The following is an 11,197-nucleotide window of genomic DNA, read 5'->3' on the forward strand; positions in this document are numbered from 1 at the left end:
GGGGGAGGACCGCCATGACGACACCGGTGCCCGAGCCGGCGCACCGCCGGGGTTCCGGACTGCTGCACGTGCTCGTGGTCCTCGGCCTGCTGCTGGTCACGGCGGGGTGCGCGGTGAGGGACACGGATGCGCGCGAGCGGGTGTCCATCATGGTTCCGTGGACGCAGCAGGGCGAGTTCCAGGCGTTCTACTCCCTGGTCAAGGACTTCGAAGCCGACACGGGCATCCAGGTCGACGTCCAGGTCACCCGGGCGCTCACCCAACAGTTGGACGCCTCGGTGACGGCGGGCGCCGCGCCCGACCTCGCCGTGCTGCCGAGCGTGGGCGCCATCACCCGGTACGCGGGCAAGGAGGACGGCCTCCAACCGCTGGATGCGGACACCGTCGACATCGGTGCCTTCCTCCAGCCCTTCCGCAACCTCGCCCGGGTGGCGGGCACCACCTACGCGGTACCGGTCAAGGTCGACGTCAAGAGCCTCGTCTGGTACGACTCCGCGGCGAGCGGTGAGCGGCGCACCGATACCGCCGACGTCTTCGACTTCGCACCCGGGTCCCGTCTGCGGTGGTGCCTCGGCCTGGCTTCGGGCCCGACCTCCGGTTGGCCGGGGGCCGATTGGATCGCCGACGTCCTGCTCGCCGACGCGGGCCCCGACGCCTACGTGCGATGGGTGTCGGGCACCTTGCCGTGGACGTCCCCGGAGGTCGAGCGGGCGTGGTCGCGCTGGCACGACCTGATGGGGCGGTCGGCGCTCCGGGGCGCCTCCCACCGGGGCTTCGCGGAGGCGACCGAGCCGATGGCCACGGAGGCGGCCACCTGCCGACTGGTCCACGGCGCCCGGTCGGCCCTGGCCGCCGATCTCCAGGGGGCCGACCGGTTCGACTTCGTCGCGCCCGCCGCCGGCCGTCCCGTGGAGGTGTCCGGCGACTTCATCGGCATGTTCACGGACGGCAATCCGAGCGCCCGCCGGTTCGTCGCGTACCTGGCGGGGACCGAGGGACAACGGGCCTGGGTGGAGGCGTCCGGGTCCTCCGCCTTCTCGGCGCGCACCGATGTGAGCCGGTACACCGACGCGGTGCAGCAGCGCATCGCGGCGATGCTGCAACCGCGTTCGGGCTATCGGCTGTGCTTCGGTGCCGCCGATGTGATGAGCCCCGACGTGGCCGCCGCGTTCTACCGGGCCGTCCTCGACTACGCCGACGGTGCGGACCTGGGCACGCTGCTGGACCGACTCCAGCGGGTGCAGGACGGGCTGCGGCACGCGCCCGTGCCCGCAAACAGCATCTGCTCCGAACCGACCTGACGGCCCGACCGCCGGCTACTCCGCGATCTTCGTGCTGTAGTCGAAGCGGAACACCGGCACCGTGCGGCCCTCCACCAACTCGGTCTCGGCGGTGCGCACGAAGCGTTGGTGCCGTCCGTAGAAGGCCAGGATCAGTCGCGCCGCATCCGCGACCGTCCCCTCCGGTAACCGTTGCACCCGCGGGAGCTCCGGCGGCCCGCCGCTCAGTACCACCCACTGGCTTCCCCGCACGACGTCCCCACCGGTCATGGCCACCCCGATTCCCGTGACTGCACCGGTCCCGACCGCATCGTGAGGGGACCGAGCGATGGATTCATTCCTCTGATGTCCATTGGGCATGATCAGGGGGATATCCGCTAGGCGTACGGAAGGGCGCATGTCGTGCTTCCGTACGCCGGGCTGGACGTCCGCATGCCCCCTCCCCTCGTCCTGCTCGTCACAGGCCCACCTTCGGCACAGCACCGGGTGTCGGTTCGCGCCGTCGGTTGAGCGCGCCGCGGTGGTGAGCACGGCGTGGCCCGGGGCAGCCGCAATTGCGTCAGCGGCGCGGAGAACCATCCGCCGGCAGGAGTCGTCCGACCAGGTATGAAGCAACGACGACTGATCCTTGTGGCCGCGTCCCGGCGGCTCAAGCTGTCCGGCCTGCGCAAGCTGCCGCGGCCGGGCCTGCCGAGGTCCCGCCGGGCCCAGCGGCGGCTGGTGCAGGCGACCATGGTCGCGTCGGTCCTCGCCCTCACCCCGACCACCTGGATGCACCTGGCCGCCGACAGCAGGGTCACCACGGTCGCCGACGTGCCGCGCCAGGAGGTGGCGGTGGTGTTCGGGGCCGGCCTGTTGGAGGGCAAGCCGACCAAGTACCTGGCGCACCGGTTGGACGCGGCGGCCGACCTCTACCGTGCGGGCAAGGTCAGGGTGGTCCTGGTGACCGGGGACAACGGTCGGGTGGAGTACGACGAGCCCGACGCGATGCGGACGTATCTGAAGGAGCGCGGGGTGCCCGACGGGCGCATCGTCAGCGACCACGCGGGCTTCGACACCTGGGACTCGTGCGTCAGGGCGAAGAAGATCTTCGGTGTCGATCGTGCGGTGCTGGTGACCCAGGACTTCCACATCCGTCGTGCGCTGACGCTGTGCCGTTCGGCGGGTGTCGACGCGTACGGCATCGGAGTGGCCGAGCGGCTCGACTCGAGTTGGTACCACGGGAAGGCCCGGGAGGTCTTCGCGGCGGGCAAGGGCGCGATGAACGTGCTGTTCGAACCGGACCCACGCTTCCTGGGGGCCAAGGAGAAGGGCATCCAGAAGGCGCTGGAGGTTCGCTGAGGCTGCGAGGTGCCGCCCGGGCCGGCTCCGTACCGGCCGACCCCGTGGGGCGGCGCCGGCCGAGGTGAGGACCGTCCGGGCGCCGCGGCGCTCAGGACGCGCCGGTTCGCCGGTTGTGGTGGTCCAACAGCTTCGACAGCAGTTCGGTCAACCGCTGACGCTCCTCGGGCGACAGCGGCACCAGCAGTTCCTCCTGGGTCTCGGCCAGTCGTTTCTCCAACTGCCGCAGCCGCCGCTTGCCCGCAGCGGTGAGCGAGATGATGTTGCGCCGGCGGTCGGACGGGTCCGGCGCGCGCTCGACCAGTCCGCGGTCGGCCAGCTCGTTGACGGTCGCGACCATGTCGCTGACGTGGATGCCGCTGCCGCGGCCCAGCGCGGTCTGGCTGGCCGGGCCGAACGCCTCCAGCGTCGCCAGGAGACGGTAGTGGTAACCGCGGGCGCCGACCGACGAGAAGCCGTCGGCCACCAGCCGGTGCGTGTGGTGGGCGGTCTGGGTGAGGAGCCAGCTCGGCAGCGTCTCCCAGTTGTTCGGTGTGTCCTCGGACGGGTTCTCCATGGGGCGAGTCTAACGAATCGTTGGTGCCGCCAATGATTGCGGTATCGTTCGCGGGGTAAACGTTAGTCGTCCAAATCTTTGGGCTTCCAATGAATCCTTCCGGAGTTGAGACCATGATCGAGCCGTTCCGCATCGGCGTCCCGCAGGCCGACCTCGACGACCTCGACGAACGGCTCGCGCGCACCCGCTGGCCCAACGAGGTCGCCGACGCCGGGTGGGACTACGGTTTCCCGTTGGCGCGGCTCAAGGAACTGGCCGAGCACTGGCGAACCGGCTACGACTGGCGCGCACACGAAGCCGCGCTCAACGGGCTTCCGCACTACACCACTGAGATCGACGGCCAGCGGATCCACTTCGTCCACGTCCGCTCGTCGAAGCCGGACGCGCTGGCCCTGGTCCTCACCCACGGCTGGCCCGGTTCCTTCCTGGAGTTCCTCGACGTGATCGAACCGCTGTCTCGCGACTTCCACCTGGTGATCCCGTCCATACCGGGGTACGGCTTCTCCGGACCGACCCATGAGCGCGGCTGGGACGTCGTCCGCATCGCCCGGGCCTGGGCCCAGCTCATGCACCGACTCGGGTACCGGCGCTACGGGGCGCAGGGCGGCGACTTCGGCTCGGCCATCTCGACGGCGCTCGGCGCGGTGGCACCCGATCAGGTCGTCGGGGTGCACGTCAACTACCTCCCGACCAGGCCGGACCCCGATGCCGACGTCGAACTGTCCGCCTCCGACGAGGCCCGACTGGACCGGGTCAGGCACCTGATGGCCAACCGCCCGCCCTACCAGGCGCTCCAGGCCGCCACCCCCCAGACCATCGGCTACGCGCTGACCGACTCGCCCATCGGCCAACTGGCCTGGATCGCCGAGCGCTTCGCCCAGTGGACGGACCCCCGTACGCCGGTCGGTGACGAACGGATGCTGACCGACGTCTCGCTGTACTGGCTGACCGCCACCGCTGCCTCCTCGGCGCGGCTGCACCACGACGCTCCGCGGCGGACCGCGCCGTGCCCGGTACCGGTCGGCGTGGCGGTGTTCGCGCACGACATCACGCTGTCGGTGCGCCCGCTGGCCGAGCGGCTGTACGACATTCGGCACTGGTCGGAGTTCGAGCGCGGGGGGCACTTCGCCGCGATGGAGGTGCCCGAGCTGTTCGCCGAGGACGTACGGGCGTTCTTCCTCGCCCTCACCGAGGACTGACGCCGTCCGCCCGTCGAAACCCGCCGCCGCACCGTGTCCCGCACGCGGAGCGGACACCGCCGGCCGTGAACTCCAGGCCGCGCGGCTCAGAGGTGTCGGTGGTAGACCTTGTTGGCGATGCGCCAACCGCCGTCGACACGGACCAGCAGGAAGACGTCCGTGAAGGTGTCCGGGCCGTGCCGCAGCGTCATCGTCGCGGTCCCGACGGTGCCGTGCACCTCGACCGAGTCGATCCGGCGCGAACGCGTCGGTTCGTCCACGGCCGGTCGGCCCGGGAAGAGCGTGCCGTACTCGTCCAGGGTCCACGAGACGAAGGTGCCGTCCCGGACCCCCTCGATGCGGGCGCCGGGTAGGAACGCCGCGCGGAAGTGGACGGGATCACCGGTGGCGTGCCCGCGGACGTAGGCGCGGAGCGGTTCGAGCACGGCGTCCGCCACGGCGGGGACCGTGGCGGCGACGGCGATGTCCGCCCCGAGGTCGGTACGGGTGTCCACCAGACCGGCTGCACTGCGCAGGGGGGTGGATGACGCGTCGGCCAGCAGCGCCATGTCCTTGACGAGCGCCCCGATCGTGAACTCGGCCGTGACCGCGGTCGGCGGGTCGGTGAGGAAGGGGCGTTTGCGCGCCACGAGCCCCCCGAGCTGGCCCAGTTCGAGGACGTCCAGCGCCCGGTCCCGTGGCAGGCCGAGGGCATCGGCCTGCCGCAGCGCATCGCGCAGGGCGAGGACGGCACCGGCGAGGCTGTGGTTGGCGACCAGTTTGAGTGCGGCGGCGCCCGCGGCGTCGTCCACGCGACGCACCGTGCCCAGCGCCTCCAGGACCGGTCGGACCCGGTCGAGTGCATGCGGATCGCCGGCGGCGAGGAACCGTAGGGCGCCGGCGGCGACGGCCGTGACGGAGCCGAGCACCGGAGCGTGGACGTAGGACGGGCCGAGTCGCCGGGCCAGCTCCGCTGCCTGCTCGGGGCCGACGGTGCTGGTGTTCAGGACCGTCACCCCCGTGCGCAGCGAGCCACGGACGTCGTCGAGGACCTGCTGACAGGCGGGTCCGTCGAACAACGCCAGGAGCACGACGTCCGCCGTCGCCACGGCCTCGCGCGGATCGCCGGTCGTCCTGACCGTTCCCCGGGTGCGCCCGGAGCGCGTCCAGCCGATGACGTCCCAGTTCCGGGCGGCGAGTCGGGTCGCGATCGCGCCGCCCATGCGCCCCAGGCCGAGGACGGCGATCGTGTGCGGTGTGTTCATGAGTGCCAGCGTGGTGCAGGGCGCCGACTGCGACAAGCGCACACTTCGCAGGACGGCCCTGCGGGATGCGCATACCGGCAGCGCATACTGACCCCATGGAACTGGCTGTGTGGCGGACCTTCGTGACGGTGTGCCGACTCGGGTCGCTGTCGGCGGCGGCCGTCGAGCTCCACCACACCCAGTCGGCCGTGTCCCGACAGATCGCCGGCCTGGAGCGGCAGCTCGGGGTACCCCTGGTGGAGCGCCATGCGCGCGGAGTGCGTCCGACGCCCGCCGGCGAGGTGTTCCGGCACCACGCCCTGGCCACGCTCAACGAGGCCGATCGCGCCGTCCGCGCCGTCCGGGACCTCCGTGACGGCGCGTTCCACCGGCCGTTGGCCGTCGGCGCCACCCCCGCGCTGGCCGCGGGAATCGTTCCCGAGGCCATCCGGGACCTCCTGGCGGAAGTCGGCCCCACCCCCTGGAGCCTGACCCCCGGACTGAGCGCACCCCTGCACCACCGGGTGATCACCGGCGACCTCGACCTCGCCGTCGTCACCGACGCACCGCCCGGACTGCCTCAGGACCCAACGGTCGCCCGACGGTTCCTCGGTCTCGACGAGATGGTCGTCGTCCTGCCCGTCGGCCATCCGCTGGCCGGTCGCGGCCCGCTGCACATCGCGGCGCTGGCCGAGCAGACCTGGGTTGAGGACAACGACGGATCGGCGGCGCTGCTGCGCCAGCACGCCGCCCGCGCCGGAGTCAGTGCCCGCATCGACCTGGCCGCAGCCGATCTGCTCGGCAAGATCGCCCTGGTCGCCAGCGGTCACGCGATCGCGCTGATACCGGGGACGCTGACGCGTGCGCTACGGAGCGACGTCATCACGGCGGACCTCGTTGATCCGCCGACCCGCGGCATCTACACCATCACCCCGGATCGCGACCCCCACCCCGCCGCAGCACCCCTGGTCGAACGGCTCGTCGGTGTCTTCGCCGAGGTCGGCCCTTCCCGGCACCGGGCGTGATCTCGGGGGCCGGAGTTTCAGCGGCCGGTCAGGGAGTGGTCGAGCAGGGGGAGCAGCCGGTCCCAGTGACGCTGGAGCCCGGAGGGGTCGAAGGCGTCGGTGTCCGACATGGTGAAACCGTGGACGGTGCCGGGGTAGATCTCGGTGGTGTGGTCGACGCCCGCGGCATCGAGGGCCCGGTCGAGTTCCTTGACGGCCTCGGACGACATGTCGTTCTCGGAGAGACCGAAGTGGACCCGGGCGTTGAGCCCGTGGACCAGGCGGTGCGGGCTGTCGGGCGCCTCGGTGACCAGGAAACCGGGGTGGAATCCGGCGACGGCGGCCACCAGGTCGGGGTGGGCCGCTGCGGTGCGCACCGCCAGGACGGCGCCCAGGCAGTACCCGATCACGGCGACGGGCCCGGCGCTGACCTCGGGCCGGCTGGTGAGGAACCTGAGGTAGGCGTCGGCGTCGCGCAGGACGTGTGCGGTGGTGTGCTCCTGGACCAGGGGCATCAGCCGGGCGACGAGCGCGGGCCGCAGGTCCTCTCCGATGTGCTCGGGGAGGTCGACCACCGGTGCCGGGCCGTGCCGGTAGTGGAAGTTGGGGACGAGTACGTAGTACCCGTGCGCGGCCAGTTCGCGGGCCCTGCGCTCCAGTTCGGGCCGCACGCCGAAGACGTCCGTGTACAGCAGTACCCCGGGGTGCCGCTCGCCGCGGTCGGGGAAGGCGGCGAAGGCGTCGGACCGACCGTCGGCGGTGGGGATCTCCAGTGTCCTGGTGGGCACGTTCGTCCTTCCTGGGAGTACGCTCCATCAACGTTAGTGGCACTAACATTATCGGTGCGGGCGACCGTATATCGTTAGTCGAGCCAATGGCAATGGGTGGGATGTGCGCCATGATCGGACCTGGAGTCGGGGACCTGCCCGGCGATGGCGCGTCGCGGACGCCCGACCGACTGCGTCGACGGGCGAGTCGACTGTTGTCGCAGCTGTCCACTCGCTCGGACCGGCTGGTCAACGAGGGGTTGGCCCGGGTCGACGCCCGCAAGTGGCACTACGCGGTACTCGCTTCGCTCCAGGAGTACGGGCCGGGCAGCCAAGCGGAGTTGAGCGGGCGCAGCGGCATCCACCGCAGCGACATGGTCGGCGTGCTCAACGAGTTGGCCGAGCGCGACCTCGTCGAGCGGGCACCGGACCCCGCCGACCGGCGCCGCAACGTCATCACGATCTCCGCCCGGGGCCGCAGCCAGCTGCGCCGCCTCGACCAGGTCCTGGACGTCCTCCACGACGAGCTGCTGGCGCCGCTGGACCCGGCCGAACGCGAGCAGTTCGTGCAGTTGCTCACCCGCTTGCTCGACCACCACGACCGCAGATCCGGACCCCCGCCGGGGGGATCGCGGTGAATCCGCATCCGTGCTGTACGTCCTGCTGTACGGTCGGGGCAGGGTGTCGAACACCGGTGACGCCGGGCGCGGGGCACAGGGCGCGGGTGCGCCGTCGACCGCATCCGCCGCCGGCGGAACCGACCGCTCGATCCGAACCGTTGGAGGGGGAGAGTCCACCATGGCCGACGCAGAGGAGCCCGTGGACCCGGGCGCGATCGTCCGGGCCCGGTACGCGCTCTACGTGGAAGCGCTCCGGGCCCGCATGCCGCACGATCAGTACGCCCTCCTCATGGAGATCGTCCGCGAGTACGTGAAGGCCGGCGGCGGTCGGTTCCGGCTCGATCTGGAACCCGAGGAGAAGGAACTGTTCACCGAAGAGGTGCAGCACGAGCTGCTGAACCTCCTCGGGCTGCTCGGCGCGATGGAGCCGGGCCACGAGGACCGGGCCGACCGCGTCGTCGCCCGCCTCGGTGACGGCGAGCACGTCAAGGCCGCGATGTCGCTGGTGCCCCCGGACGTCGCCGACGACCCGGACAGGCTGCGCGCGATGCGGGACCGGCTCGACGCCCAGCAGCACCAGCGCAAGCAGGACGAAAGGACGGTGGAGGGCATCGCCCGGGCGAGCGGCATGTCCGACGACGACTGAGCGGTCAACCGGCGAAGCGCGCCATCCACGCCTCGACCTCGTCCGCCGAGCGCGGCAGCTCACCCGACAGGTTCTGGTGCCCGTCCTCGGTGACGAGCAGGTCGTCCTCGATCCGGACGCCGATGCCGCGCCACTCCTCGGGCACGGTGAGGTCGTCCGGCTGGAAGTACAGGCCGGGCTCCACGGTGAGCACCATGCCCGGCTCCAGCACGCCGTCGACGTACTCCTCGTTCCGGGCCCGTGCGCAGTCGTGGACGTCGAGACCGAGCATGTGACCGGTGCCGGCCATGGTGAAGCGGCGCTGGAGCCCCAGGGCGTACGCGCGATCGGCCGGGCCCTCGATGAAGCCCCACTCGACCAGCCTGCCCGCCAGGTGGCGCTGGGCCGCCTCGTGGAAGTCGCGGTACGCGGCGCCCGGCCGCACGGCGGCCATGCCCGCCTCCTGGGCTTCGTACACGGCGTCGTAGACCGTGCGTTGCAGGGGCGTGAAGGTCCCGCTGATCGGCAGCGTGCGGGTGACGTCGGCGGTGTAGAGGGTGTGCGTCTCCACGCCGGCGTCGAGCAGGAGCAGGTCCCCGGGGCGCACCGGGCCGTCGTTGTCGGTCCAGTGCATGATCGTGGCGTGCTCGCCCGCGGCGCAGATCGAGCCGTAGCCGACGGAGTTGCCTTCGAGGCGTGCGCGGCGGAAGAACGTGCCCTCGATCCATCGCTCGGACGAGGCGACCGCCCGGGAGAGTTCGCCGATCACATCGGTGAATCCGCGCACCGTGGAGTCCACGGCCTTGCGGAGCTCGGCGATCTCCCAGTCGTCCTTGACGAGGCGGAGGTCGCTGAGCGCCCCTTCCAGCTCGGCGTCGCGCTCCGCGTCGGTGCTGACCGCGGCCTCCAGGTCCGGGGCGATGCCACGGACGATCCGGGTCGGCGCACCGAAGGCGGAGGCCGAGGCCAGGTCACGGACGGCCGTGCGGACATCGCGACAGGGCAGTCCGAGTACGCGTTGCGCTTCGGCGAGGGAGCGGCGCCGGCCCATCCACAGTTCCGCCGTGGGGCCGGTCCAGAACTCGTCGTCGTCCCTGCTGTCCCGCGGCAGCTGGTAGCAGTAGGCGTCGTGGCCGCCCTCCGCCCGGGGTTCGAGGACGAGCGCGCCGTCCCGGGCCTGGTCTCCGGTCATGTGCACGTAGCCCGAGTACGGCCGGAAGGGGTAGCTGTCGTCGTTCGAGCGGACCTTCAGGCCGCCCGAGGGGATCACCAGGCGCTCGCCGGGGAAGCGCGCGGAGAGTGCGGCGCGGCGGCGGGCCGCGTACGGAGCCTGCTCGGCGGGCCGCAGGTCGTGCCGTTCGGTGTCCGCCCACCCCGTCCGCATCAGCGCGGACAGTTCCTCGGAGATCCCCGAGTAGAGACCGTTCTTCCGGCCCTTGGTCATGTCGTACCCCTTCACCCGGGTGGATGTGCCGTCGCCGACCCTCGGCGGGCTTCGGACGGTATCCGGCACCGCATCCGTGTGGTGCCGGAGAGTGCCACTGGCACGGATCGGCCAGAGCCCGCCCTGAGCCGTCGACAATGAGGGCATGACGAACGCGAGACTCGGTGAGGCCCTCCGTGTGCTGGGGCTCGACGACGTGGCGGCCCGGGTCTATCTGACGCTCCTCGAACGGGCCCCCGCCCCGCTGGACACGGTCGCCGCCGCGGCCGGTGTGAGCGGCGCGGAGCTCGCCGTGGCGTACGGGGTGCTGGTCGAGGCCGGGCTGGCCAGTGCCGCCGAGGAGGGCGGGGAGACGGTCGCGCCGGTTCCGCCCGCTGCCGGTCTGGAGGTGCTCGCCCGACACCGGGCGGCCGAGGTCGAGGAGTCGCGCATCGCCGTCTCCGGCGCGTTCGAGTCCTTCCGGCGGCAGCGGCTCGCCGCGTACAACGACCACCTCGTCGAGGTCGTCACCGGCGAGGCCATCGGTCCCCGGATCCGGCAGGCGTGGGCGAGCGCCCGCGATCAGATCCGACAGTTCGAGTCGCCGCCGTACTTCCCCCTGGCGGCTGCCACGCACGACGCCCTGGCCACGCTCGCCCGCGGGGTGACGCAGCGCGTCGTGTACTCGCGGGAGTCGCTGGAGCACCCGGGGCGTCTGGAGGAAGTGATCGAACCGTGCGTCAAGGCCGGCGAGCAGGCCCGGGTGCTTCCGTCGGTGCCGGTCAAGCTGGTGATCATCGATGAGGCGTACGCACTGGTCTCCTTGTCGATCAAGGAAGCCGATGTGCACAACACCATGTTGGTGGTGCAGCCGTGCGGCTTGCTCTCCGCGCTGATGGCCCTGTTCGAGCTGTCCTGGCAGAACGCCCTGCCGTTCCAGGGCCGCGCCACCCTGCCGGGCGGTCTGCCACCGGCCGACCGTCGTTTGTTGTGGCTGCTCGCGGCCGGCGCGGGCGACGACGTCATCGCCCGCGAGCTGGGGATCAGCCGCCGCACCCTGTTCCGTCGGCTCCAGGTCCTGATGGCCCGCCTGGGCGCCGCGAACCGCTTCCAGATGGCCTTGCAGGCGCAGCGCAACGGTTGGTTGTGAGTGGCCCGC

General features: G+C 71.6%; 12 protein-coding genes. 7 read left to right on the plus strand and 5 right to left on the minus strand.

Translation table 11 applies throughout. The annotated features are described in order from the left end of the window. The first annotated feature begins 14 nt into the window (after positions 1–14). On the plus strand, positions 15–1,301 hold the full coding sequence (locus tag ACFV88_RS32690; RefSeq protein WP_385495744.1) for an ABC transporter substrate-binding protein: 1,287 nt from the start codon (positions 15–17) through the stop codon (positions 1,299–1,301). Between the two features lie 15 nt (positions 1,302–1,316). Here ACFV88_RS32690 and ACFV88_RS32695 read toward each other — a convergent pair whose 3' ends face one another. Further along, complete coding sequence (locus tag ACFV88_RS32695) at positions 1,317–1,550, minus strand: DUF5988 family protein (RefSeq protein ID WP_385495745.1); 234 nt, start codon at positions 1,548–1,550, stop codon at positions 1,317–1,319. A 336-nt stretch (positions 1,551–1,886) separates the two neighbouring features. Here ACFV88_RS32695 and ACFV88_RS32700 point away from each other — a divergent pair, with 336 nt between their 5' ends. Next, on the plus strand, positions 1,887–2,621 hold the full coding sequence (locus tag ACFV88_RS32700; RefSeq protein WP_385495746.1) for a vancomycin high temperature exclusion protein: 735 nt from the start codon (positions 1,887–1,889) through the stop codon (positions 2,619–2,621). Positions 2,622–2,712: 91 nt separating this feature from the next. Here the strand turns inward: ACFV88_RS32700 and ACFV88_RS32705 are convergent, their stop codons facing one another. Then, positions 2,713–3,177, minus strand: a complete 465-nt coding sequence (locus tag ACFV88_RS32705) for a MarR family winged helix-turn-helix transcriptional regulator (protein ID WP_385495747.1) — start codon at positions 3,175–3,177, stop codon at positions 2,713–2,715. A 113-nt stretch (positions 3,178–3,290) separates the two neighbouring features. Here ACFV88_RS32705 and ACFV88_RS32710 point away from each other — a divergent pair, with 113 nt between their 5' ends. Beyond that, positions 3,291–4,376 (plus strand): epoxide hydrolase family protein, encoded by a 1,086-nt coding sequence (locus ACFV88_RS32710; protein WP_385495748.1) that lies wholly within the window; start codon positions 3,291–3,293, stop codon positions 4,374–4,376. An 86-nt stretch (positions 4,377–4,462) separates the two neighbouring features. Here ACFV88_RS32710 and ACFV88_RS32715 read toward each other — a convergent pair whose 3' ends face one another. Then, the gene (locus ACFV88_RS32715) at positions 4,463–5,620 is read right to left on the minus strand and encodes a nuclear transport factor 2 family protein (protein ID WP_385495749.1); all 1,158 of its coding nucleotides are present in this window, start codon (positions 5,618–5,620) and stop codon (positions 4,463–4,465) included. Positions 5,621–5,715: 95 nt separating this feature from the next. Between ACFV88_RS32715 and ACFV88_RS32720 the strand changes: the two genes are divergently transcribed. Beyond that, positions 5,716–6,624 (plus strand): LysR family transcriptional regulator, encoded by a 909-nt coding sequence (locus ACFV88_RS32720; RefSeq protein WP_385495750.1) that lies wholly within the window; start codon positions 5,716–5,718, stop codon positions 6,622–6,624. Positions 6,625–6,641: 17 nt separating this feature from the next. On the opposite strand, the gene ACFV88_RS32725 is transcribed toward ACFV88_RS32720, so the two are convergent. Then, positions 6,642–7,391: a dienelactone hydrolase family protein gene (locus ACFV88_RS32725; protein ID WP_385495751.1), complete on the minus strand. Its 750-nt coding sequence runs from the start codon at positions 7,389–7,391 to the stop codon at positions 6,642–6,644. Positions 7,392–7,501: 110 nt separating this feature from the next. On the opposite strand from ACFV88_RS32725, the gene ACFV88_RS32730 reads away from it, so the two are divergent. Both ACFV88_RS32730 and ACFV88_RS32735 read left to right on the plus strand, forming a co-directional pair. After that, a complete protein-coding gene (locus tag ACFV88_RS32730) occupies positions 7,502–8,008 on the plus strand; it encodes a MarR family winged helix-turn-helix transcriptional regulator (protein WP_385495752.1) in 507 nt (168 codons plus the stop codon). Positions 8,009–8,168: 160 nt separating this feature from the next. Further along, a complete protein-coding gene (locus ACFV88_RS32735; RefSeq protein WP_385495753.1) occupies positions 8,169–8,636 on the plus strand; it encodes a hypothetical protein in 468 nt (155 codons plus the stop codon). A 4-nt stretch (positions 8,637–8,640) separates the two neighbouring features. On the opposite strand, the gene ACFV88_RS32740 is transcribed toward ACFV88_RS32735, so the two are convergent. After that, a complete protein-coding gene (locus ACFV88_RS32740; protein WP_385495754.1) occupies positions 8,641–10,059 on the minus strand; it encodes an aminopeptidase P family protein in 1,419 nt (472 codons plus the stop codon). A gap of 145 nt (positions 10,060–10,204) precedes the next feature. Here ACFV88_RS32740 and ACFV88_RS32745 point away from each other — a divergent pair, with 145 nt between their 5' ends. Beyond that, positions 10,205–11,188, plus strand: coding sequence for a LuxR family transcriptional regulator (locus ACFV88_RS32745; RefSeq protein ID WP_385495755.1), 984 nt, complete (start codon positions 10,205–10,207; stop codon positions 11,186–11,188). The last annotated feature ends 9 nt before the right edge of the window (positions 11,189–11,197 follow it).

This window comes from Streptomyces sp. NPDC059816, from assembly GCF_042732055.1.
Lineage (GTDB): Bacteria > Actinomycetota > Actinomycetes > Streptomycetales > Streptomycetaceae > Streptomyces.